This is a genomic window from Actinacidiphila polyblastidii, assembly GCF_036353415.1.
Lineage (GTDB): Bacteria > Actinomycetota > Actinomycetes > Streptomycetales > Streptomycetaceae > Actinacidiphila > Actinacidiphila polyblastidii.
Map to the genome: position 1 here is coordinate 20,520 of NZ_JAZEWV010000004.1, position 23,099 is coordinate 43,618.

23 protein-coding genes and 1 pseudogene are annotated in these 23,099 nt (G+C 73.4%); 4 read left to right on the forward strand and 20 right to left on the reverse strand.

Annotation, left to right across the window (positions count from 1 at the left end):
* Positions 1-68: 68 nt before the first annotated feature.
* From V2S66_RS06860 to V2S66_RS06890, 7 genes are all read right to left on the reverse strand, one after another.
* Positions 69-1,346 carry a thymidine phosphorylase gene (locus tag V2S66_RS06860; protein ID WP_330793611.1) on the reverse strand — a complete coding sequence of 426 codons (1,278 nt, stop codon included), beginning with the start codon at positions 1,344-1,346 and terminating at the stop codon, positions 69-71.
* A gap of 43 nt (positions 1,347-1,389) precedes the next feature.
* Positions 1,390-1,806, reverse strand: a complete 417-nt coding sequence (locus tag V2S66_RS06865) for a cytidine deaminase (RefSeq protein ID WP_330793612.1) — start codon at positions 1,804-1,806, stop codon at positions 1,390-1,392.
* Positions 1,803-3,089 carry an ABC transporter permease gene (locus V2S66_RS06870; RefSeq protein WP_330793613.1) on the reverse strand — a complete coding sequence of 429 codons (1,287 nt, stop codon included), beginning with the start codon at positions 3,087-3,089 and terminating at the stop codon, positions 1,803-1,805. The genes V2S66_RS06865 and V2S66_RS06870 overlap by 4 nt, the downstream gene beginning before the upstream one ends.
* Positions 3,090-3,174: 85 nt before the next feature.
* Positions 3,175-4,284, reverse strand: coding sequence for an ABC transporter permease (locus V2S66_RS06875; RefSeq protein WP_330793614.1), 1,110 nt, complete (start codon positions 4,282-4,284; stop codon positions 3,175-3,177).
* Complete coding sequence (locus V2S66_RS06880) at positions 4,284-5,930, reverse strand: ABC transporter ATP-binding protein (RefSeq protein WP_413966326.1); 1,647 nt, start codon at positions 5,928-5,930, stop codon at positions 4,284-4,286. Before V2S66_RS06880 ends, V2S66_RS06875 begins: the two co-directional genes overlap by 1 nt.
* A gap of 186 nt (positions 5,931-6,116) precedes the next feature.
* Positions 6,117-7,145 (reverse strand): BMP family lipoprotein, encoded by a 1,029-nt coding sequence (locus V2S66_RS06885; RefSeq protein WP_330793615.1) that lies wholly within the window; start codon positions 7,143-7,145, stop codon positions 6,117-6,119.
* Positions 7,146-7,503: 358 nt separating this feature from the next.
* Complete coding sequence (locus V2S66_RS06890; protein WP_330793906.1) at positions 7,504-8,685, reverse strand: M20 family metallopeptidase; 1,182 nt, start codon at positions 8,683-8,685, stop codon at positions 7,504-7,506.
* 583 nt (positions 8,686-9,268) lie between these two features.
* On the opposite strand from V2S66_RS06890, the pseudogene V2S66_RS06895 reads away from it, so the two are divergent.
* From V2S66_RS06895 to V2S66_RS06905, 3 genes and pseudogenes are all read left to right on the forward strand, one after another.
* Positions 9,269-9,667, forward strand: a pseudogene (locus V2S66_RS06895) (Uma2 family endonuclease); the annotation flags it as partial.
* 123 nt (positions 9,668-9,790) lie between these two features.
* Positions 9,791-11,083 carry an FG-GAP-like repeat-containing protein gene (locus V2S66_RS06900; RefSeq protein WP_330793616.1) on the forward strand — a complete coding sequence of 431 codons (1,293 nt, stop codon included), beginning with the start codon at positions 9,791-9,793 and terminating at the stop codon, positions 11,081-11,083.
* Between the two features lie 66 nt (positions 11,084-11,149).
* The gene (locus V2S66_RS06905) at positions 11,150-11,590 is read left to right on the forward strand and encodes an ASCH domain-containing protein (RefSeq protein ID WP_330793617.1); all 441 of its coding nucleotides are present in this window, start codon (positions 11,150-11,152) and stop codon (positions 11,588-11,590) included.
* A gap of 120 nt (positions 11,591-11,710) precedes the next feature.
* On the opposite strand, the gene V2S66_RS06910 is transcribed toward V2S66_RS06905, so the two are convergent.
* The 5 genes from V2S66_RS06910 to V2S66_RS06930 are packed head-to-tail and all read right to left on the reverse strand — an operon-like array spanning position 11,711 to position 13,229.
* A complete protein-coding gene (locus tag V2S66_RS06910) occupies positions 11,711-11,998 on the reverse strand; it encodes an RpnC/YadD family protein (RefSeq protein ID WP_330793618.1) in 288 nt (95 codons plus the stop codon).
* Entirely contained in the window at positions 11,995-12,243 is a 249-nt protein-coding gene (locus V2S66_RS06915) for a hypothetical protein (RefSeq protein WP_330793619.1), read from the reverse strand. The genes V2S66_RS06910 and V2S66_RS06915 overlap by 4 nt, the downstream gene beginning before the upstream one ends.
* Positions 12,244-12,252: 9 nt before the next feature.
* Positions 12,253-12,732 carry a hypothetical protein gene (locus V2S66_RS06920; protein WP_330793620.1) on the reverse strand — a complete coding sequence of 160 codons (480 nt, stop codon included), beginning with the start codon at positions 12,730-12,732 and terminating at the stop codon, positions 12,253-12,255.
* 21 nt (positions 12,733-12,753) lie between these two features.
* Positions 12,754-12,987, reverse strand: coding sequence for a DUF397 domain-containing protein (locus tag V2S66_RS06925; RefSeq protein WP_330793621.1), 234 nt, complete (start codon positions 12,985-12,987; stop codon positions 12,754-12,756).
* A gap of 5 nt (positions 12,988-12,992) precedes the next feature.
* A complete protein-coding gene (locus tag V2S66_RS06930) occupies positions 12,993-13,229 on the reverse strand; it encodes a Scr1 family TA system antitoxin-like transcriptional regulator (protein ID WP_330793622.1) in 237 nt (78 codons plus the stop codon).
* A gap of 33 nt (positions 13,230-13,262) precedes the next feature.
* Between V2S66_RS06930 and V2S66_RS06935 the strand changes: the two genes are divergently transcribed.
* Entirely contained in the window at positions 13,263-13,619 is a 357-nt protein-coding gene (locus V2S66_RS06935) for an ATP-binding protein (RefSeq protein WP_330793623.1), read from the forward strand.
* Positions 13,620-13,624: 5 nt separating this feature from the next.
* Here the strand turns inward: V2S66_RS06935 and V2S66_RS06940 are convergent, their stop codons facing one another.
* The 8 genes from V2S66_RS06940 to V2S66_RS06975 all read right to left on the reverse strand — a co-directional run bounded on the left by V2S66_RS06940 (position 13,625) and on the right by V2S66_RS06975 (position 22,935).
* Positions 13,625-14,098, reverse strand: a complete 474-nt coding sequence (locus V2S66_RS06940) for a carboxymuconolactone decarboxylase family protein (protein WP_330793624.1) — start codon at positions 14,096-14,098, stop codon at positions 13,625-13,627.
* A 78-nt stretch (positions 14,099-14,176) separates the two neighbouring features.
* Positions 14,177-14,968 (reverse strand): hypothetical protein, encoded by a 792-nt coding sequence (locus V2S66_RS06945; RefSeq protein ID WP_330793625.1) that lies wholly within the window; start codon positions 14,966-14,968, stop codon positions 14,177-14,179.
* 33 nt (positions 14,969-15,001) lie between these two features.
* Entirely contained in the window at positions 15,002-15,610 is a 609-nt protein-coding gene (locus V2S66_RS06950) for a DUF2199 domain-containing protein (RefSeq protein ID WP_330793626.1), read from the reverse strand.
* 79 nt (positions 15,611-15,689) lie between these two features.
* A complete protein-coding gene (locus tag V2S66_RS06955) occupies positions 15,690-17,159 on the reverse strand; it encodes a glycosyltransferase (protein ID WP_330793627.1) in 1,470 nt (489 codons plus the stop codon).
* Positions 17,160-17,640: 481 nt separating this feature from the next.
* Positions 17,641-18,810, reverse strand: a complete 1,170-nt coding sequence (locus V2S66_RS06960) for a hypothetical protein (RefSeq protein WP_330793628.1) — start codon at positions 18,808-18,810, stop codon at positions 17,641-17,643.
* A 150-nt stretch (positions 18,811-18,960) separates the two neighbouring features.
* Complete coding sequence (locus V2S66_RS06965; protein WP_413966321.1) at positions 18,961-19,917, reverse strand: N-acetylneuraminate synthase family protein; 957 nt, start codon at positions 19,915-19,917, stop codon at positions 18,961-18,963.
* A 59-nt stretch (positions 19,918-19,976) separates the two neighbouring features.
* Positions 19,977-21,197 carry an acylneuraminate cytidylyltransferase gene (locus V2S66_RS06970; protein ID WP_330793629.1) on the reverse strand — a complete coding sequence of 407 codons (1,221 nt, stop codon included), beginning with the start codon at positions 21,195-21,197 and terminating at the stop codon, positions 19,977-19,979.
* Between the two features lie 439 nt (positions 21,198-21,636).
* Positions 21,637-22,935 carry a DUF6716 putative glycosyltransferase gene (locus V2S66_RS06975; RefSeq protein WP_330793630.1) on the reverse strand — a complete coding sequence of 433 codons (1,299 nt, stop codon included), beginning with the start codon at positions 22,933-22,935 and terminating at the stop codon, positions 21,637-21,639.
* Positions 22,936-23,099 lie beyond the last annotated feature (164 nt).

The following is a 23,099-nucleotide window of genomic DNA, read 5'->3' on the forward strand; positions in this document are numbered from 1 at the left end:
TGATGCCGCCGGGCGCCCCGAGCGCCCGGCGGCATCGCCGTGTCCGCGGGCCGGCCCGGCCCGCGGGGTCAGGAGATCCGGTCCAGCACGATCGGACGCGGCGTGAAGCCGGTGCCCGCGGGCGAGACGGTGAAGCCGCCCTCCAGCGCCTCCAGCGCGTAGTCGAACCGCTCCGGGGTGTCGGTGTGCAGGGTCAGCAGCGGCTGCCCGGCGGTGACCGGGTCACCGGGCCTGGCGTGCAGCTCGACGCCCGCGCCGGCCTGCACCGCGTCCTCCTTGCGGGCCCGTCCCGCGCCGAGCCGCCAGGCCGCGACGCCCACCGCGTAGGCGTCGAGCCCGGTCAGCACGCCGGAGGCGGGCGCGGTCACCACGTGGGTGTCGCGGGCCACCGGCAGCGCCGCGTCGGGGTCGCCGCCCTGCGCGCGGATCATCCGCCGCCAGGCGTCCATCGCCGAGCCGTCGGCCAGCGCCCTGGCCGGGTCGGCGTCCTTCAGCCCGGCCGCGTCGAGCATCTCCCGGGCCAGCGCCAGGGTCAGCTCGACGACGTCGGCGGGGCCGCCGCCGGCGAGCACCTCGACGGACTCGCGGACCTCGAGCGCGTTGCCGGCGGTCAGCCCGAGCGGCACCGACATGTCGGTGAGCAGCGCGACGGTGCGCACCCCGTGGTCGGTGCCCAGGCCCACCATGGTCGCGGCCAGTTCGCGGGCGTCCTCCAGCGACTTCATGAAGGCGCCGCTGCCGACCTTCACGTCGAGCACCAGCGAGCCGGTGCCCTCGGCGATCTTCTTGGACATGATCGAGGACGCGATCAGCGGGATCGCCTCGACGGTGCCGGTCACGTCCCGCAGCGCGTACAGCTTCTTGTCGGCGGGGGCGAGGCCGTCGCCGGCCGCGCAGACCACCGCGCCGACGCCGTCGAGGACGGCGAGCATCTCCTCGGTGCTGAGCGAGGCGCGCCAGCCGGGGATGGACTCCAGCTTGTCGAGGGTGCCGCCGGTGTGGCCGAGGCCGCGCCCTGACAGCTGCGGGACGGCCGCGCCGCACGCGGCGACCAGCGGCGCGAGCGGCAGCGTGATCTTGTCGCCGACGCCGCCGGTGGAGTGCTTGTCCGCGGTGGGCCTGGCCAGCGAGGAGAAGTCCATCCGCTCGCCGGAGGCGATCATCGCCGCGGTCCAGCGGGCGATCTCGGCCCGGTCCATGCCGTTGAGCAGCACCGCCATGGCGAGCGCCGACATCTGCTCGTCGGCGACCGCGCCCCGGGTGTAGGCGTCGATGACCCAGTCGATCTGCTCGTCGCTCAGCCGGCCGCGGTCCCGCTTGGTACGGATGACGGAAATGACGTCCACGTGCACAACTTCCTGTTCTCGCCTGCTCGTCGTACGGCGGCGGCTATCGGTCGAGGTCCTCGGGGCCGAACGCGTCGGGCAGCACCTCGCTCATCGGGCGGACGCCGCGCACGGTCTCCACCAGCAGGCCGGGCCCGCCGTGTTCGAAGAGCAGCTGGCGGCAGCGCCCGCACGGCATCAGCACGTTGCCGTGCAGGTCCACGCAGGTGAACGCGGTCAGCCGGCCGCCGCCCGAGGCGTGCAGCGCCGAGACCAGGCCGCACTCGGCGCACAGGCCGATGCCGTAGGAGGCGTTCTCGACGTTGCAGCCGACGACCGTGCGGCCGTCGTCGGTGAGGGCGGCCGCGCCGACCGGGAAGCGGGAGTAGGGCACGTAGGCCCGCTCCATGACCTCCCGGGCGGCGCGGCGCAGTGCCTCCCAGTCCACCGCGCCGGCGGCCGGCGCCTGCGCGGGCGTCACCCGCCCTGCCCCTTCCGGTACGGGACGCCGTCGGCCTTCGGCATCCGCAGCCGCTGCGCCGACAGGCCCATGACGAGCAGCGTGACGACGTACGGGGTGCCCTGCACGACCTCGTCGGGCACGGTGTCGGTGAGCATGTACCAGACGGTCAGCAGCACCGCGAAGGCCAGCGCGATGGCCCCGGAGACGTACACCTTGCGGTAGATCTTCCAGCCGCCCATGACCAGCAGCAGCAGCGCGATGAGCAGCAGCAGCGCGTGCACCGAGTCGCCGCCGTTGCGCAGCTGGAGGCTGTCGGCGTAGCCGAACAGGCCGGCGCCGACGGCCAGTCCGCCCGGCCGCCAGTTGCCGAAGATCATCGCGGCGAGGCCGATGTAGCCGCGGCCGCCGGTCTGGCCCTCCAGGTAGAAGTGCGTCTGGATGGCCAGGAAGACACCGCCGAGCCCGGCCAGCGCACCGGAGATGACCACCGCCACGTACTTGTACGTGTAGACGTTGACGCCGAGCGACTCCGCCGCGGTGGGGTTCTCGCCGCAGGACCGCAGCCGCAGGCCGAACGAGGTGCGCCACAGCACGAAGAAGGTCAGCACGAACAGCACCGCGGCCAGCAGCGTCAGCGACGAGATGTTGGTGACCAGGCCGCCGATGATGCCGGCGAGGTCGGAGATCAGGAACCAGTGGTGCGCCTGCAGCTCCGACAGCCAGTGCGAGAGCCCCGGCACGGTGAAGTGCTTGATCTCGGCCATCGGCGGCGACTGCTTGGGGGTGCCGCCCTTCTGCACCGCGTCACCGGAGGTGAACAGCTTCTTGGCGAGGTAGGTGGTGACGCCGGTGGCGAGGATGTTGACCGCCACACCGGCGATGATGTGGTCGACGCCGAAGGTCACGGTGACGACCGCGTGCACCAGTCCGCCCGCCGCGCCGCCGAGCACCCCGGCCAGCACGCCCAGCCAGGGGTTGGTCTGATAGCCGGCCCACGCGCCGAAGAACGTGCCGAGGATCATCATGCCCTCAAGGCCGATGTTGACCACGCCGGCCCGTTCCGCCCACAGGCCGGCGAGGCCGGCCAGGCCGATCGGCACCGCGCCGGACAGCGCGCCGGCGACCTGTCCCGCCGAGGTGATGTCCTCGGCGCCGGTGACCGCGCGGACCGCGGAGACCACGATGAGCGCGCCCGCGACGATCAGCAGGACGATCGCCGGGCTGAGCCGGATGCGGCCGTTCTTGGGCTTGCCGACCCGCGGCGCGGCCGGCGGCGGCGTCTGGGTAGCGGTGGCGCTCACTGGTTCTCCCCGTTCGCTTCTCCACCCGCTCGGCGAAGCCGCGGGCTGTGTGTTGTCTGCGGGACGGCTGCCTCGCGTGCGTCGCTCACGCCGTGACCTCCTTCTTGTCGTCGGAGCCGGCGGCCGCGAGTTCCGCGCCGACCTGGCGTTGCTGCCGGGTGAGTCCGTACCTGCGGACCAGTTCGTACGCGATGACCACGGCCAGCACGATGACGCCCTGGATGACGCCGACGATCTCCTTGTCGTAGCCCTCGAACTCCAGACCGTTGGAGGCGCGCTCCAGGAAGGCCCAGAGCAGGGCGCCGACCGCGACGCCGATCGGGTTGTTGCGGCCGAGCAGGGCCACCGCGATGCCGGTGAAGCCGATGCCGACCGGGAAGTCGGTGCCGTAGTCGTAGGACTGGTTGAGCAGCGTCGGCATGCCGACCAGGCCGGCCATCGCGCCGGAGATCAGCATGCTGGTGACGACCATCCGCTTGACGCTGACGCCGGACGCCTCGGCGGCGGACTGGGAGCGGCCCACCGCGCGCAGGTCGAAGCCGAAGCGGGTGCGGGACAGGCCGAACCAGTAGACGACGCCGGCCAGCGCGGCGATCACGATGAAGCCGACCACGGGATCGGTGGAGGTCTGGAAGTTGAACAGGTGGCTGGAGGACGGCAGCGGCTTGGTCGAGACCATGTTGGCGTTCTTGTCGAGCACGCCGAGCCGGCCGTCCTGCAGGAAGTAGCCGATCACGATGCCCGCGATCGAGTTCAGCATGATCGTGGAGATGACCTCGCTGACGCCGCGGGTCACCTTCAGCACGCCGGCGATCGCCGCCCACACCGCGCCGACCACCATCGCGGTCAGGATGATGACCGGGATCTCGATGACGCCCGGGATGGACAGCGCGCCGCCGACCGCTGCGGCGAAGAACGCCGCGAGCCGGTACTGCCCGTCCACGCCGATGTTGAACAGGTTCATCCGGAAGCCGACGGCCACCGCGAGTCCCGCGAGGTAGTACGTGGTCGCCTTGTTGAGGATGTACACCTGGCTGTCGGACTTGGTGCCGTAGGTGATCATCACGTGGAAGGCGTCGAACGGCTGCTTGCCCGTCGCGACCAGCACCAGCGCGGTGACGATCAGCGCGCCGACCACCGCCAGGACGGGCGCCGCGAGGCCGAGGAGCACCCGCTCCTTGTCGAACTTCTTCATCAGTCCTCTCCCCCGGGCTGCTCGGTGTTCTCGGCCAGGTGGCCGCTGGCAGCTCCGGTCATCGCCGAGCCGAGCTGCTCGGGGGTGATGGTGGCGGGGTCGGCGTCGGCGACGAGCCGGCCCCGGTACATGACCCGCAGCGTGTCGGACAGGCCGATCAGCTCGTCGAGGTCGGCCGAGATCAGCAGCACCGCCAGGCCCTCGCGGCGCGCGTCGCGGATCTGGTCCCAGATCTGTGCCTGCGCGCCGACGTCCACACCCCGGGTGGGGTGCGCGGCGATCAGCAGCTTGGGCAGGTGGCTCATCTCGCGCCCGACGATCAGCTTCTGCTGGTTGCCGCCGGACAGGGAGGCGGCGGTGACCTCGATGCCCGGGGTGCGGACGTCGAACTCCTCGACGATCCGCTCGGTGTCGCGGCGGGCGCCGCCCGAGTCGATCAGGAAGCCGCGGCTGTTGGGGCGTTCGGTGACGTGGCCGAGGATGCGGTTCTCCCACAGCGGGGCTTCCAGCAGCAGGCCGTGCCGGTGCCGGTCCTCGGGGATGTAGCCGATGCCGTCCTCGCGCCGCCGCCGGGTGGGCGCGTGCGAGATGTCGGCTCCGTCCAGTGCCAGGGCGCCGGCGTCCGGGACCCGCATGCCCATGATGGCCTCGACGAGTTCGGCCTGGCCGTTGCCCTCGACGCCGGCGATGCCGAGCACCTCGCCCTTGTGGATGGTGAACGAGATGTCGTCCAGCACCTTGCGCTCGATGCCCTCGGCGTCGACCACGGCGAGTCGCAGGCCGTCCACGGCCAGCATCGGCTCGGTGGTGACGGTGGACTCGCGGGTCTCGGGGGACGGCAGTTCGCTGCCGACCATCAGCTCGGCGAGCTGCTTGGTCGTGGTGTGCTTCGGGTCCACCTCGCCGACGGTGGTGCCGCGGCGGATCACGGTGATCTCGTCGGCGACCGACAGCACCTCGCCGAGCTTGTGCGAGATGAAGATGACGGTCAGACCCTCGGACTTCAGCCCGCGCAGGTTGTCGAAGAGCGCGTCGACCTCCTGCGGCACCAGGACCGCGGTGGGCTCGTCGAGGATCAGGATGCGCGCGCCGCGGTAGAGGACCTTGAGGATCTCCACCCGCTGGCGGTCGGCGACGCCGAGGTCCTCCACGAGCACGTCGGGGCGCACGCCGAGGCCGTAGGCGTCGGAGATCTCGCGGATCTTCGCGCGGGCGCGGCCGCCGATGCCGTACAGCTTCTCGCTGCCGAGGACGACGTTCTCCAGCACGGTGAGGTTGTCGGCGAGCATGAAGTGCTGGTGCACCATGCCGATGCCGCGGGCGATGGCGTCGCCCGGGTCGTGGAAGACGGCCTTGTCGCCGTGGATGGCGATGGTGCCCTCGTCCGGCTTCTGCATGCCGTAGAGGATCTTCATCAGCGTCGACTTGCCGGCGCCGTTCTCGCCCACCAGGGCGTGCACGGTCCCGCTGTGCACGGTGATGTCGATGTCGTGGTTGGCGACGACGCCGGGGAAGCGCTTGGTGATGCCGCGCAGTTCGACGGCGGCCGCGCCGGCGGGGGCGGACGGCGCGGGCTGCGCGGGGGGACTGGTGGAGGCGTTGATGGCGCACTCTCCTCGGGGGAAAGGCTCGAGGCGGACCTGCAGGCGGGCGGTGGGCGGGACGGCGGGACGGCGGTACGGCCGTACGGAGGGCAGTGGGTGCGAACGTATCGCGGAATATCGTGTCTACGCGCGTAGCGTTGTCTGATCGCCGCGTAAAGCGACAGGCTCGGCGGGGGTGCTGCAGCCACCCCCGCCGAGCCTTCGGATCACACGCTCACAAGCGCCGCGTCACGGCGTGGCGTTGACCTTGATCGTGCCGGCGACGATCTTCGCCTTGGCGGCGTTGATCTGCGGCAGGACGTCGTTGATGAACCCGCCCGAGGTGGACAGCGACACACCGTTGTTGGCCAGGTTGTACGTGTTGGTGCCGGACTTCGGCGAGCCCGCGTGCACCGACTTGATGAGGTCGTAGACCGCCACGTCGACGTTCTTGATCGCCGAGGTGAGGATCGAGCTCTTGTACTTGGCCAGCGCCGGGTCCTGGTACTGGTCGGAGTCCACACCGATCGCCCAGGCGCCGGGCTTGCCCGCCACTGCCTGGATCGAGCCGTCGCCGGACAGGCCGGCCGCGGTGTAGATCACGTCGATGCCCTTGTCGAGCATGCCCTGCGCCTTGCCCTGGGCCGACGTCGGGTCGGCGAAGCCCTTGGTGTCGGTCTCGTACAGGTACTGGTCGGTGACCTTGACGCTCGGCTTGGTGTCCTTGACGCCCTGGTCGAAGCCGGCCTGGAAGGTGCCGATCAGGGTGTTGTGCACACCGCCGATGAAGCCGACCTGGCCGGACTTGGACTTCAGCGCCGCCGCCACACCCGCGAGGTACGAGCTCTGCTCGGTGGCGAAGACCATGCTGTCGACGTTCGGCTGGTCGACGACCGAGTCCACCAGGCCGAAGGTGGTCTTCGGGTACTTCTTGGCGATCTTGGTGACCGCGTCGCCGTAGGTGAAGCCGACCGCGACGACCGGGTTGTACCCCGCGGCGGCCAGCGAGTCCAGGCGCTGCTCGCGGTCCGACTCGGTCTCGCCCTGGGAGGCGGTCAGCTCCTTGTGGCCGGTCTTGAACTCCGCGTCCGCCTTGTCCATGCCGCGCGCTGCGGAGTCGTTGAAGGAGTGGTCACCACGGCCGCCGACGTCGAAGGCCATGCCGACGCCCTTGTCCTTGCCACTGTCCGAGGTGGAACTGCTGCCACACGCGGTCGCGGTGAGCGCGAGGGCCGCGGACACCACACCCGCGGCAGCGATCTTGGATACCCGGCGCAAGAGGGTCCCCTTCAGTTGGAAGCGCCCCGTCCGGCGCTGGCTAATCCGGGAGCTTAACGCGCGTAGATGTCAGGTAAAGACCGAATGAAGACCCGTTATCGGATCGACGCAATCCGGCCACGTTTCGATCCCGTGACGCCTCGGTGAAGCACCTGTGATCGGGTGCTCACCCCGCGTCGCGGCGACCTTCGGGCCGCCCCCAGGGTTTCACACCGCGCCCCACCCGCGTCCCGCCGTGCACCGCATTTCACCCGCCCGCCGGGCGTCCGGGCGACGCACGGGCGGGCGGGCGAGCGGGCGGTCTGCCGGTCGGGCGGGCGCGCGGCCGGTCGGCGCGCCGGCCCGACCGGCCGGTCGATCAGGAGAGCAGCGCGGCGGCGGTGAAGAGTTCGACGCCGACCTCGATGGCGCTCTCGTCGACGTCGAAGCCGCCCTGGTGGAGGTCGCGCTTGGCGGTGTCGCCCGGGGGGCGGACGCCGAGGCGGGCGAGGGCGCCGGGGACGTGTTCGAGGTACCAGGAGAAGTCCTCACCGCCCAGGCTCTGCTCGGTGTCCTCCACGGTGTGCGCGCCGAACCGTTCCGTCATGGCCTCGCGCAGCAGCTCCACCGAGGTGGCCTCGTTGACCACCGGGGGCACCCCGCGCTGGTAGGTGATCTCGCACTTGGCCCGGTAGATCGAGGCGACCTGGTCGATCACCTCGTGCACCAGGTCCGGCGCGTCGTGCCAGGCGGCCAGGTCGAGGCAGCGGACGGTGCCCTCCAGCTCGGCGTGCTGCGGGATGACGTTCGCCGCGTGCCCCGACTCGATCCGGCCCCACACGATGCTCAGCCCGGAGCGCGGGTCGACCCGGCGGGTCAGCGCGGCGGGCAGCTCGGTGGCGAGCTTGGCCGCGGCCATCACCAGGTCGGTGGTCAGGTGCGGGCGGGCGCTGTGGCCGCCGGGGCCGTCGAGCGTCAGCTTGAGCTTGTCGGCGGCCGACGTGATCGGCCCCTGCCGCAGCCCGATCCGGCCGGCGTCGACCTTCGGGTCGCAGTGCACGGCGAGAATCCGGCCGACGCCCTTCAGCACGCCGGCCTTGACGGCGTCGAGCGCGCCGCCCGGCATGATCTCCTCGGCCGCCTGGAAGACCAGCCGCACCGGTCGCGGCAGCCGCCCCTGCTCGGCGAGCCGGGCCAGCACCAGGCCGGCGCCCAGCACGATCGTGGTGTGCACGTCGTGGCCGCAGGCGTGCGCCCGGCCCTCGACGGTGGAGCGGTACGAGACGGTCTTGGTGTCCGGCACCGGCAGCGCGTCCAGGTCGGCGCGCAGCGCCAGCCGGGGGCGGTCCGGGTCGTCGGGGCCGATGTCGCACACGACGCCGGTGCCGTTGGGCAGCACCCGCGGGCTCAGGCCGGCCTCGGCGAGCCGGGCGCGCACCTGCTCGGTGGTCCGGAACTCCTGCCGGCCCAGCTCCGGGTGGCGGTGCAGGTCGCGGCGGAAGGCGACCAGCGCGGCGCGCAGCTCGGGGGTCAGCACGGGGACGCCTGCGGCGAGCGGCACCGGGTCGCCCGCGACGGGGTCGGCGGCCGGCTCGGGCGCGGCGGCCGCCGCTCCGGCCGTGGACTCGCGCACCGCGGCGGGCGCCGGGGCGGGTTGCGCGGCGGGCAGGCCCCGCCCGGGCGCGGCCTGCTCGGCGGGCTGCGCGCCCCGTACTGCCGGGGACTGCACGCCGCCGGGATCTTCGGACGGCGCTTCGGGTGAGTCGTTCACCCCAGTCAGGGTATGCCCCACGACCGGCTCCTCTTCCATGGTCGGGAAAAATGAAGTGCGGCAGGAGGAGAAGAAGTCGCCCGATCGGCGCATACCGGATCATCCTCAAGGGTATGCCCACCCTTTTGGGGTACGGGCCTGATGCCACCCATAGTCGCTCAACGAGCGGACCGCCGCGCGGCAACGCGGGGTCGCTCCCGCTCGGGGTACGGGTACCCGGGTGCGGGCTGCGTACGTCGGCGCGGTGCGCGCCGCGGGGCCGCGGTGAGGGCCACCACCTTACGGGCCGAGTGTTACGGCGACGTGGCGCGACGCCCGCAGCCGCCGTGGCGCGGCGCAGGCAGCCGCCTCGCTGGTGCGGTGGCCCGAAGGTGCTCTGAAGCAGCCGGCCCCGGTCGGGGTTCTCGCGGGCCGCGAGACGACCGTCCGCCTCGATGCGCGCAATCGGCCGGAGCCGGACGTCCTGGTCGTCGCAGCCCCGTACGACCGCGACCGCACGTGGTGCGCGCCCCGGGGACGTCCTGCTCGTCATCGCGGTGGCGGTCTCCCCGGGGTCCGCCCGCCGCGACCGCGGCGTCACGCTGCGCAAGTACGCCGAGGCGGGCATCGCGTACCACTGGTGCGTGGAGGACGAGGACGGCGTCCCGGCGGTGCACGTGTACGAGCGGGACGCTCCGACCGGGGCGTACGCGCCGGCCGGGATCTTCCGGGGGCGCTCCGGCGGTCCGGGCCGTTCCCGATAGCGCTGGATCTCGGGGCGGTCGGGACCTGACACCGTGTGAGCGCCCGGCGGTATCGTGACGCGTCCGAGGCGCGGAGGCGCGGCGGGGGCGCGAGGGGATCAGGGGCGCGACCCGGGGCCGGCTCCGCTCGACCCCTGGGGAGGGAACGCCTGATGAGGCACGCACGCACACCCGGAACGGGCCGGGCCCGCAACGAAACCGCACGTCCCACACGTCCCGCACCCTCCGGCCGGCGCGGCCGCCGCACGCTGCGGGCCCTCGCGGCCGCCGCGGCCGGCGCGGCCCTCGCGCTGCTGCCGGCGGCGGTGCCGGCGCACGCCGCCGGCGGCCTGGGCGCCTGCCCGACGGGCTACTTCTGCGGCTGGACCGGCCCGGACGGCACCGGCGCCATGTTCAAGACGAGGACCAGCATGCCGACGCTGGGTTCCTGGAACAACCGCATCCTGTCCCGGTCCAACCGCACCGGCGGCTGGGCCTGCATGTTCAACCAGCCGAACTACGACCTCTCCGGCCCCGACGGGACCTACGGCACCGAGCAGCCGGAACGCTCCGGGGAGGGCAGCTGGGAGCCGCCGCCGGCCTGGATCAGCTCCATCAAGCTGGTCAGGACCGAGCGCGAGTGCGACATGCCGCCGTACGGCGAGTGGTGGGCGCGGAAGAGCCCGGCGACGGCGGGCTTCGGCGACCTCGACGGGAACCGCGTCCCGGACGTGCTCTCCCGCGACCTCGCGGGCCGGCTCTGGTTCGGCCCCGGCGACGGCTCCGGGGTGTATGTCGGTTCGGGCTGGAACCAGATGACCGCGCTGACCCGGCACGGGGACTTCAGCGGCGACGGCCGCGAGGACCTGCTCGCGCGGGACGGCTCCGGGAAGCTGTGGATCTACCCGGGCAACGGCAGGGGCTGGTTCGGGGCGCGCAAGCTCATCGGCACCGGCTGGAACCAGATGACGGCGCTCGTCGCGTCCGGTGACATGAACTCCGACGGCCGCGACGACCTGCTCGCGCGCGATGGTTCGGGCCGGCTGTGGATCTACCCCGGCGACGGCCACGGGCGGTACGGCGCGCGCAAGCTCATCGGCACCGGCTGGAACCAGATGACGGCCCTGGTCGCGCCCGGCGACCTCAACTCCGACCACCGCGACGACCTGCTCGCGCGCGACGGTTCCGGCCGGCTGTGGATCTACCCCGGCGACGGCCACGGGCGGTACGGCGCGCGCAAGCTCATCGGCACCGGCTGGAACCAGATGCAGGCGCTGCTCGCGGTCGGCGACACCGACGGCAACGGCCGCGCCGACCTGCACGCCTTCACCAACGAGACGTACGTCGTCGACGGCTCCCCGGGCTTCCTCGGCCTGCACCTGTCGTTCTCGGGCACCGGCCACGGGACGTGGGCGGCTCCGGTGACCGAGCCGGCCAGCTGGTGGCAGCTCAACGGGACGTACTGAGCGGCCGCGGCCGGCGCCGGGTCGAACCCTCTCCCGGCCACGGCCGTACCGCCGTAGGGTCGGTGCATGGCGGAGGACATGGAGGATGACGTGGCGGCGCTTCCCGCCGCCGAGTTCGGGTTCCCTGGGGAACTGCGGGACCGGCTGGTCGCGGTGATCCTGAGCGGGGAGAAGACCTCGACGACGGGGCTGCTGGCCGCGTACGAGGTGGAGGGCGAGGCGCTGCCGGAGGTCGGCTCGCGGTCCGCGGTGGTGGACTCGGCGGGGCGGCCGGTCGCGGTCATCGAGATCACCGGCGTGCGGGTCGTGCCGTTCGGCGAGGTGGACCTCGCGCACGCGGCCGACGAGGGCGAGGGCGACACCTCGCTCGACACGTGGCGCGCGAGCCACGAGCGCTTCTTCCACTCCGCGCCGATGCGTGAGGTCCTCGGCGACCCGGAGTTCGCCGTCACCGACGCGACGCCGGTCGTCCTCGAACGCTTCCGGCTGGTCGCCCGCCTGGACTGACCGCGCCGCCCCGGCTACGGGCGCAGCGCGCGGACCCCGGCGGCGGCCACCCGGCCGCCGACCCGCACCCGGAGGTCGGAGCCGGCGCCCTGGCGGATGCGGGGCGGGGGGCGCGGTCGCTCAGTCCTCGGCGAAGAGGTCCTCGGCGCGCTCGACGTCGAAGGCGCGGTCGAACCAGACGCCGAGCAAGGCCAGGTCGGCGCACTCCGCGATCCGTTCGCGGACGTCGCGGCTGACGTGGAGGCTCCGCCTCTCCAGCACCCTGAGGATGGCGGCAGCCTGGCCCTCCGCACGCCCCCGGGCGAGTCCCTCTTCGCGGCCCTCGACCCGGCCCTCGTCGCGGACGCGCTCCGCCGTCTCGGAGCGGAAGAAGGAGGTGGGGATCGGCGGGTTGGGCTCCTCGCTCACTCTGCCACTCCGTCCGTCGGCACGAAGATGTCCTCTGCCCGCTCGACGTCGAAGGCGCGGTCGAACCAGACGCCGAGCAAGGTCAGGTCGGTGCACTCCGCGATCCGTTCGCGGACCTCGTCGCTGACGCTGAGGTGTCGGTTCTCCAGGGCCCTGACCGTGGCGTTTGCCTGGTTCTCGACCCGGCCCTCGTCGCGGACGCGCTCCGCCGTCTCGGAGCGGAAGAAGGAGGTGGGGATCGTCATGAGATTCCTTCAGAGACCTGCCGCCGGGCTGCCGCCCAGGCCGAGTTCGGTGATTTCCTTGAAGATGTCGGCCGTGTCGGGGTCGGCCTTCCTCAGGGCGTCGGACAGTGCCCTCAGCATCGTATCCGCTTGCGGATGCCTACTGTGAGTGATCGCGGAGAAGGCCGCGACCGGGATGTCCTCGGCCGCCGCCGCCACTTCGGTGATCACCGGCATGTTGTGGGGGCCGAGGACAAGTGGCCGCACGGTGAGCGTGGGCCACAGCGGCGCGCCGAGGTGGTACGGCTTGTTCGCCCACCGTGCGGTCTTCTCGTCCTGGCAGACGATGAGCAGCAGCGGCGGCATGCGGTACTCGGCACTCAGGTAGGCGACGTAGTACGCCCAACTGCTGTGCTTCTGCCGGTGCATCGCCTCGTGCGATGAACTGACCATGCGGTGAACGTAGGCGGGCGCATCCGCGCAAAAACGGTCCCTCATGGTCACGTTCACCCATTCGGCGTACGTGAGTGCTCAGCTTTGACCAACGCTGAGCGGGAGTTCGCCGTTGCGCACGGCGTCCGTGAAGGCGGTCCAGGCGGCGGCCGCGAAGACCAGGGCGGGGCCGTGCGGGTCCTTGGAGTCGCGCACGGCCATCACGCCTTGGCCCGCGAGGCGGGCGGCCTCGACACAGTTTCCGCCCTGGTTGTCGCTGTAACTCGACGTGAACCAGTCGGCGCCGGTCAGGGTGTCCGCCGTGATCGTCACGTGTATCAATGCTCCTTGATCGCTTCCTTGATGAGGCTCAGGGACTCCTTGGGTCCCGAAGCAACGGACTGCAACTCGGAGAACGCGTCCGCGTACAGCTCAACATCGTTCTCGGTGCGCTTGACCAGCGCGTCGGACAGGTTCTCCAGGTAGACCATCGGCTTGAGCGCGAGCTTTTCCGGAAACTGGAAGACGACAAACGATCCGCTCATTCCCGGGTGCACTCCCACCTGGAAGGGCACGGCCTGCACCCGTACGTTGGGCCGGGACTCCGCGTGCACCGGGCCCGGCACGAGTTGGCGGCGGCGCTGGCCGGGTGGGGGCTGGCGGAGCTGGAGGACGCGGCGTCCCTCGTGCTGTCGGAGCCGATGACGAACGCGCTGCGGCACGCGAGGGTGCCGCAGCGCGAGATCGGGACGTACGTCGCGCGGCTCCCGTGCGGGCGCGGCGGCGTGCGGATCGAGGTGCACGACGCGTCGCCCGCGAAGCCGGAGGCGCGGGCGAGCGCGCCGGACGACGAGGGCGGCCGGGGCCTGGCCCTGGTGGACACCCTCACCGGCGGGCGGTGGGGCGTCGCCGACCGCCCTGGCCCCGGAAAGCTCGTCTGGGCCGAACTCGCCCCGGACGCCTGACGGCGTCAGGCGAACTGGCCCGGGACGTAGTCCCCCGCGGGCTGCTGGACGATGACGTTCAGCCGGTTGAAGGCGTTGATGACCGCGATCACCGAGACGAGCACGGCGAGTTGCTCCTCGTCGTAGAACTTCTGGGCGTTCGCCCATGCCTCGTCGGTGACGCCGCCCGACGCGTCGGCGATACGGGTGCCCTGCTCGGCCAGCTCCAGCGCCGCGCGCTCCGCGTCGGTGAAGACGGTCGCCTCGCGCCAGGCGGCGACGAGGTGCAGGCGCTGCGCGGTCTCCCCCGCCGCCGCGGCGTCCTTCGTGTGCATGTCCGTGCAGTAGCCGCAGCCGTTGATCTGGCTGGCCCGCAGCCGTACCAGCTCCTGCGTCGCGACGGGCAGCGTCGAGTCCGCGACCGCGTGGCCCGCCGACGCGAGGTGCCGCAGCGACTTGGTGACCAGCGGGCTGTTCAGAAGGTTCAGACGGGCTTCCATGGCGTACTCCGTGTCTCGTGTCCGGTGCTTCCCCTTGCACCTGTACGACGACGCAGCCCGCCCGGATGTCAGGCGGGATCAGCGGCGCGCCAGTGCGCCCATCAGGTGGCGCACGGTCCGCGGGACGAGCGGGCTCAGGGCGTGGACGTCGGCCGGGGTGGGCGGGCCGACCCAGCCGCTGCCGGTGGCGGCGGACGGCCCGCCGGACGGGGTGGCCACGCCGTAGTCGACGGTGACGGAGACGACCGCGCCGCCGTCCAGGACGGCGAGGGAGACGTGCGTCAGGTCGGTGCTGAGGTAGGCGAGGTCGCCGAGGCCGGGGTACGGCCTGGTCACGGCGTCGGTCGGCAGCGCGAAGCTGTACTGCTCGGCCTGCCGGACCCCGCTCTGGACGGGCCGGGAGGCGTAGGTGTCGACGAACTCCGCCCGCGGGTCCGCCTTCTTGTGCAGGTCGACGGTGACCGAGACGGCGTAGACGGCCTGCGTGCCGTCGCTCTTGGGCACGGCCGTGACGAAGCCGCAGTCCGCGTGGTCCAGTGCCGGTCCGTGGTGCACCGCGGCGGAGTCCAGGACCGCGGAGGTCGGCGCGACGAGGTCCGTCAGGGGCTCCAGGTTGACGCTGGTGCACGGCGGCCCGGTGAGCCGGAGGCCGTGCAGGTCCGGCGCCGCGGAGTGGTCGCGGCCGGTCGCCTGGAGGGCCGCCGCCCAGACCGCGGAGGCCGCGACGATCCCGCCGACGACACCCCAGGCCAGCGGCCGCCGCCGCAACGCCCCCGCCGCCGCGCCGGACCGGCCGCCCCCGCCGTCCAGCACGTCGGCCCGGTCGTCGGGACCCGGCTCCGGTCCCGCCATCTCCAGCTCGTCGATCATGGTGCCTCTCTCGCCCTCGGCCCCGCCACCCGCTCAGTGGTGGTGGGTCGCGCGAGGGGCCTGTGGGTCGTAGGGCAGGGCCCAGGCCCTGGTGCCGGTGAGGATGTCCGCGGCGGGCCAGCGCTCGGTGAGGATACGGGTCACGAGCGGGTCGGGGCTCGCCAGGAGGCGCGGCGTGCGGCGGCGACCCCGGGAGGGGACGTCGACGCCCGCGGAGACGGGCTTGCCGTAGACCCGGTCGCCCCAGGGGTCCAGCGGGTTGGCGAGCCGACCGTCGAACTGCATCTCGTCGTAGTCGCGTTCGCCGCGCCCGACCGTCACGACGTGCGCGAAGACCTCCGGTGCGACGCCGACCCAGACGCCGATCGTCGTCGTCCTGCCGTCGTCGAGGCCGATCGGCAGCAGCGCGCGGACGAATCCGCCGATGTCCTGCGCCACGACGATCGCGTCATTGGCCACGGTGACCTGCCGCGCGTACTCGGCGTCGTCCAGCGTCGCGACGGGCTCCGGGAGGGTGATGTTGAACCGCGGGTCCGAGGCGTCCAGCCCACCGCCGCAGCAGGAGCAGGGGGGCGGCGCGGCCGGCTGCCCGGTTTTGCCGTCGCCCGCGTCCTTGCGCGGCTCCCGCCGCCGTATCGCCATGGTCAGCAGTCAAGCACGGGGCGCAGCGGCGGGACCAGCGGGAATACCCGCCGCGGCACCGGTTCCGGGGCCGGTCCGGTCATGTCCGCGGGCCGAGCAGGCGGGCGTAGAGGTCGAGGAGCGGCGCGGACTCGGTCTGCCAGGACCACTGGCGCAGGATGTCGACACGTTCGTAGGCCTTGCGGTAGCGGCGCGGGTTGGTCAGGACGGCGCCGACCGCGCGGACGAAGTCGGCGGTGTCGCCCGCCCGGAACACCTCGCCGTTGCCGAGTTCGAGGGTGGCCGCGGCCATCGCGCGGACGTCGCTGACCACCACCGGCAGCCGGGCGTGGGCGTATTCGAAGTAGCGGGACGCCAGTACCGGCTGATGGTGCGGGAGCTGGTGCACCGGGAGCACGCCGATGTCCGCGGAGGCGAGGAAGGAGGGGATCTCCTCCACCGGGACGTACGGGAGCACGTGCAGCCGTGCGTGGACGCCGAGTTGGGCGGCACGCGCGCGCAGCGCGCCGACGTCGGCGGCCGACGGGTCCGGCACGACGAACGCGGCGTGCAGGTCGTACAGCTTGGGCAGCGCCTCGACGACGGTGGCCGGCCCGCGGTCGGCGGTGACCGGGCCGGTGTGCACCAACAGCGGTACGTCAGGGCCCAGATGGCAGCGGGCGCGCACCCCCGGGGCCGGGGCGGTCCCCGGCCCGTCCGGCCGCTCGGCCAGCGGCGGGGTGTTGCGGGCCACCGCCGGGACGGTGGACAGGCCGTGCCTGTCCCGCAGTTCGGCGGCGAGCCGGTCGCCGACCGTCACCACACCGTCGGCCTCGCGCGCGAACCTCCGCTCGTGCGTCTCGGCGGCGATGGTCGCCCTGCGGTTCTCCCCCGGGGTGCGCGGCGGCGCGTCCCACACCACCTCGACCCGGTGCCCGGTCGCCTCCGCGCGCAGCGCCGCACGGATCGCGACGCCCAGGGCGCGGTGGCCCAGCGCGTGGATCAGGTGCGGGCGGACCGCGTCCAGCACCGGGCCGTACGCGATCTCCTCGTCCAGCAGGCCGGGGTCGAGCCGGCGCCAGGCGCGGCGGCCCATCAGCAGCCGGGTCAGCGAGGCCGTCAGGTCGTCGAGCCGGGTGCCGGGGTGGCGGCGGCGGTGTACGGCGGCCCGGTGCTGGGCCGCGCGGGCGCGGACCCACACGGCCCGCAGGCCGTGGCCGAACCAGGCCAGCGCGTAGCCCGTGCGGGCGGCCGCCAGCAGCGGCAACGGGCGGTGCACCAGAGCGAGTTCCGCGGCCCGGGTGGTGAGCAGCGACCGGCCGGCGGCGCGCAGCGCGGTGCGGTGGTCGTACGCCTCGGCGCTGCGGTAGGCCAGCGGCCAGCGCAGGCAGGGGCGGGGGCGGCGGGCGCGGTGCGTGCCGAGGATGCCGGCGACGGGGACGCGGCGCACGGCCAGCCGTGGGCCGCCGCCCGGGGTCGGGCCGGGTGCGCCGGGCGCGCCGGGCGCGCCCGTGGGGGCGCGGCCGATCAGCGTGACCTGGTATCCGGCTTCTTGCGCTGCGCGCGCCACTCTCAGTGCGCGTGAGTCGCCCTCAAGGGCGGCGGCTGAGAGGACTGCGATGCGTGCTGGTGCGTGTAACGTGCCCGCCATTCCCGCACTCAACCCGATGAAAATGATCAGCGGGTGAACCCCGCCTTTCCTCCGTGCGAACGCGCCACCCCCACCGGCCACCGGCCGGTGGTCCGGTCCGCGACCGCAACAGCCCCTTCGGGCCGGTGGCGAACCGCGGGCCGGTCGGTGGCTTGTCGCGCAGTTCCCCGCGCCCCTCAAAGACCCGGGCGGCGCCCGGCGTTGCGCCCCGCCAGGGGCGCGGGCAACCCACCACCGGCCGGTGGTCCGGGGACGGCAGGAATTGCCCCTTCGGGCCGGTGACGACGTACCGCCCTCGGCGCGGCTGGCCGCGCAGTTCCCCGCGCCCCTCAAAGACCCGGGCCGCGCCCGGCGTTGCGCCTTCGGGCCGGTGGCGACGTACCGCCCGCGTCGTGGCTGGTCAGCCGCCGAGGCGGGCGGTGTGGGTGATCGCGGTGAGGAAGGTGTGGGCGCGCGGGGAGGCGGCAGCCGTCAGCCAGGACTCGTCGATGTCGAGCGCGACCACGTCGATGCCCGTGCCCGCCAGCGCGAGCGGCAGCGTGTGCAGGACGGTGGAGGGGAAGGAGAGCACGGAGCGGCCGATCGGGCCGCGGCGGGCGACGAGTTCGAGCGGGAGGTCGGGCCGCACGATCTCCAGGCCGGTCTCGGCGGCGAGCCGGTGCAGCTTGTCCTGCGCTTCCCGCCGGTGCGCGAAGTACCGTTTCGCACCGTGGAGTTCGGCGAGCGCGGCGACCACCGCGAGGTACCGCTCGGGGTCGACCACGCCCGTCTCGACCAGGGACGTGCCGATCAGGTCCGTGCCGTTCAGCGTGCGCGGCGGCCCGAACCGGCTGCGCGTCCAGGCGAACCGGTTGGCGCGCAGCGTCATCCCCGGCGGCGGCGTCGCGGGCATCGCGCTGAACAGCTCGACGCGGCGGCGCCTGCCGGGGGTGAGCCGGCGGCGCGCGGACGACGAGAAGACGCCGAGCGCCACGTCCACCGGGGACCTGCGCCGCCCGCTGCGGTGCCACCGCACCAGCCGGCCGCCGCGCGCCAGGATCTCGGTGAACTCCATGGTGGCGGTGCCGTCGTCGACCACCGTCACGTCCCTGGCCGAGCGGCACAGCGGCAGCAGCACCTGGACCAGCCGGGAGAACGGGTCGCCGACGACCAGCCGGCGCACCCGCAGCAGTTGGGGGGCGAGCGCCAGCGCCGTGCGCAGCAGTCCGCCGCGGCGGCCGCGGGCCTCGTACCAGCGCACCACCACGCCCTCGTCGCGGGCGAGTTCGGCCATCCGGCGCAGCTGCCCGCGGCTGGTGGGGTCCGACGGGGACAGGACGACGATGGTCAGCGCGCCGCTGTCCGCGTCGGGCCGTTCCCCGGCGACGTCCTCCCCCGACGTGCGGGCCGCGGGGATCGCGGGTGTCCGCGGCGGGCGCACGTGCGCCCACTCCAGGACGTTCAGCAGCTGCACGGGCGACTCGACGAGGGCGACCGCGCCCACGCCGGGCGCGGGCCTCCTGCCGCCGGCCACCGGCGCGGACCGCTTCGGCCGCTCGGGCTGTTCGGGCCGCTCGGACCGTTCCGTCATCGGCTGGGCTCCCTGCTCCTGCTCATCGCGGTCGACCGCGCTCCTCGCGGTCGACGCTGGGTCCTGGTGCCCGCCCCGCCCGGGGCCCGGCGCCTGCGGCCGGGCCCCGGGCCGGGTGACGCCAGGCCCTCACCGGGACGCCGCGCGGTCTCAGACGCTCGCCGGGCTCGCGTCGGCGGCGACCTCGGACTCGGACTCGGCGACCACACCGGGGACCCGGCGCAGCTTCTTCATCGGGCCCAGCTCGCCGTCGTAGACCTTCTTGACGCCGTCGCCCAGCGAGGTCTCGATGATGCGGATGTCGCGGACCAGGCGCTCCAGGCCCTGCGACTCGACGGACGCGGCCTGGTCGGAGCCCCACATCGCGCGGTCGAGGGTGATGTGCCGCTCGACGAAGACGGCGCCGAGGGCGACCGCGGCGAGGGTGGTCTGCAGGCCGACCTCGTGGCCGGAGTAGCCGACCGGCACGTTCGGGTACTCGTTCTGCAGGGTGTTGATCATCCGCAGGTTGAGCTCCTCGTGCTTCGCCGGGTACGTGGAGGTGGCGTGGCAGAGCACGATGTTGTCGCTGCCGAGCACCTCGACCGCGTGGCGGATCTGCTTGGGGGTGGACATGCCGGTGGACAGGATGACCGTGCGGCCGGTCGCGCGCAGCGCGCGCAGCAGCTCGTCGTCGGTCAGGCAGGCGGAGGCCACCTTGTGCGCGGGGACGTCGAACTTCTCCAGGAACTCGACGGACGGCACGTCCCACGGCGAGGCGAACCAGTCGATGCCGCGCTTGCGGCAGTACGCGTCTATGGCGCGGTAGCCGTCCTCGTCGAACTCCACGCGGTGCCGGTAGTCGATGTACGTCATCCGGCCCCACGGGGTGTCGCGCTCGATCTCCCACTGGTCGCGCGGGGTGCAGATCTCGGGGGTGCGCTTCTGGAACTTGACCGCGTCGCAGCCCGCGGCGACGGCCGCGTCGATCAGTGCGAACGCGTTCTCCAGGTCGCCGTTGTGGTTGATGCCGATCTCGCCGGTGATGTACACGGGCTGGCCGTTGCCGATGTGGCGGGAGCGGACGGCGCGGAGGTTGGCCGGGAGGGAGTTCTGCGGAGACGTCACGGGGGGTTCCTTCGTCGATCGGGGGTGGGGTGGGGCGATGAGGTGGGGCGGGTCGGGGGTCAGCGGGCCAGGGTCGGGCCGAGCAGCCAGGCGGCGATCTCACGGATCGCGCCGCGGCCGCCTTCCGCGGTGGTGACGGCGCGCGCGGCGGCGCGCACCACGTCGTGGGCCCCGGCGACGGCGACGGGCCAGCCCACCAGGGCGAAGCAGCCCAGGTCGTTGACGTCGTTGCCGGCGTAGAGCACCCGCTCCGGCGCGAGGCCGTTCTCCTCGCACCACTGCTTGAGCGCGAGGTCCTTGCGCTCGATGCCGTGCAGCACGGGGACCCGGAGCTTGCGGGCCCGTGCGGCGACGACCGGGTTGGTCTCGGTGGAGAGGATCAGCACGGGCAGGCCCTCGCGGCGCAGCGCCGCGATCCCGAGGCCGTCGCCGCGGTGCACGGAGACGCTCTCGTGGCCGTCCGCGTCGATCAGCACCCGGTCGTCGGTCTGGGTGCCGTCGAAGTCGAGCACCACCGCGTCGACGTCGTCGCGGGTCGGCGTGGTCGTGGCGGGGTCGAGCAGCTCGGCGAGGACGCGGGCGCGGGCCAGGTCGGCCGGATCGTCGACCTCCAGGACCCGGGCGGGGTCCGTGCGGACCAGCGCGGTACGGCCGAAGAAGCGGTGGTTGGCGGCGCGGAAGCCGTCGGCGCGCATCGCGTACGCCGCACCGGTCTCCAGCAGGTCCTGCGGGCGGTCCTGGCGCCGCGGCCGGGTGGACCGGTCGTGGTTGACGCCCTGCGCGCCCTGCGGGCCGGGCTCCTCGCGCCACACGAAGCCGTGGAAGGGGGCGACGGTGTGCGCGCTGTCCGCGCCGTCGTCGGTGATCGCGGCGACGCAGCCGTCGATCTCCTCGCTGGTGAGGAAGGGGCTGGTGCACTGGACGAGCACCACGACGTCAGCGGCGGCGCCGCTCATGGCGGTGTGCGCGTCCATCGCGTGCAGGACCGCGGCCTCGCTGGTGGCGGTGTCGCCGGCGATGGCGACCGGGCGCAGCACGACCTCGGCGCCGGCCGCCCGTGCGACCTCGGCGATCGAGGGGTCGTCGGTCGAGACGACCACCGCGTCCACCCGGTGCGCGCCCGCGCAGGCGCGGATGGCGCGGGCGACCAGCGGGACGCCGCCGACCGGGGCGAGGTTCTTGCCGGGGACTCCCTTGGAGCCGCCGCGGGCCGGGATCACGGCCAGTACGCCTCCGGCGCGGTTCGTCTTCTCCCCCGTCCGGGGGGTGGTCTCGCTCATGCGGTCGCTCCTCTCATCGTTCGTTCTCCACTGGCCTGCGGCCCGTCCCCGCCGTCGACGCGGACCGCCGCCCCCTCCGCGGCGCCCGCTCCGGCCGCGGGGCCGTTTCTCCGTCGCGCTCCGGGCGTCAGCCCGTTTTCCAGGGGCGCGGCGAACTGCGCGAACAGCCACGACGAGGGCTGTACGTCGCCACCGGCCCGGAGGGGCCATTGCTGTCGCTCCCGGGCCGCCGGCCGGTGGCCGGCTGCTGGGGGCGCCTTCCGGGCGACGCCCGGGGAGGCAGTTCCCCGCGTCCCCGATGGGGCGTGACGCCCAGCGCATCCCGGGCGCGGCCCGGGGTTCGGGCGTGACGCCCACCGCGGTCCGGGCGCGGCCCGGGGAACGGGCGCGAGCCCGGCGTGGGCGGGCCCCGCGGGGGACTTCTTTCGCCAGTGCGACGTCATAGCTGGCCCCAGCGGCGGATGGCCGGGGCGACGCGCTGGACGCCCTGGCGATAAGCGGTGCGGGCCGAGTTGCGGACCAGGTCGCGGACCGCGCGGCGCAGCGGCCCGGTGTCGGCGGGGGCGAGCCCGGCGACCGGCTCGCCCTTGGCGTTCAGGCCCTGCCGGGCGAGGATGCCCGGCAGGTAACCGGGCGCGGTGCGCGCCGTGTAGTAAGGGGACAGCGGCGGCAGCGCCTCTCCCGCGAGCAGCGCGTCGACCCGGGCGCGGAGCGCCGCGTACGGGTCGGCGCCGGCGACGCCGTGCGCGGCCGTCCAGCCGGCGTCGGCCTGCGGCAGGTGCCCGTCGTCGAGTTCGTCCCAGGAGGCGAAGCAGCCCGAGCCGAGGAAGTGGTGGTTGCCGAGGGACTCGCGGATGCCGAGGTCGGTGAGGATCGCGGTGGGGATGCCGCGGTGCAGCGACTCCAGCGCGGCGGTGGAGCTGACGGTGACCAGCAGGTCGGTGCGGTCGAGGACCTCGCCCATCGCGCCGTACACCAACTGGACGTTGTCCGGCGGGTCGAGGGCGGCGACGAGCTTCTGGTAGGGGTGCTCCTCGATGTGCGTGGTGTGCTCGCCCGGCTTGCTGCGCAGCTTCACCAGGACGGTCCGCTCGGGGTGGCGGCGGGCGTGCCCGACGGTGCGCCGCAGCAGGTGCAGCCGGTCGGCGCGGCCTTCCGGCGCGGACGGCTGCACGGCGAAGGTGACGGTGAACGGGCGGCCGCCGCCCGCCTGGTGGGGTTCGCCGCCGAGGAACGGCAGCGCGGTCTCCACGATCGCGTCGGTGGGGTGGCCGACCCCTTCGTACACCGCGGCGAACCGGCGTGCGTCGTCCGCGCTGTTGGCGAGCACCACGTCGGCGCCGGCGCGCAGCAGCAGGCCGTCGGCGAGCTTCTCGTAGACGACGCCGACGTATCCGGTGACCACGACGGGGCGTGCGGGGCGGCCCTGCCAGGCCCGGTTGAGGCCGTGGAGGAGCGCCTGGACGGTTCCGCCGACGCAGGACAGGATCACCACGTCGCAGCTGTCGCTGTCGGTGGCGGCGAGGATCTCGGCGGCTGTCTGCTCGGTCATCGAGTCGGCGGGGATGCCGAGTTCGGCGAGCTGCCGTGGTGTGGGGGTGGCCCGGCCGCGCAGCAGACGGGCGTCGACGCGGGCCTCGGGGTCGATACGGCGCGCGGTCAGCGCGCCCCACTTCCACCGGGTGTCCGAATCGGCGATCACCGTGACCCGCAGCGGGCCGGACTTACGTTTTGGCACGTCGCAGACAGTAGGAAGCCGTTGAGTTCCGGGGACAAATCCAAGACCAACGTCAGGTAAACAAAATGCCGCGACTTGGAGGTCGCGCAGGTGGCAGCGGTGCACCCCCATCCGGGGCGAATCCGCACGCCACCGTCTCGTCATCTTTCGTTTCACCAGATGTT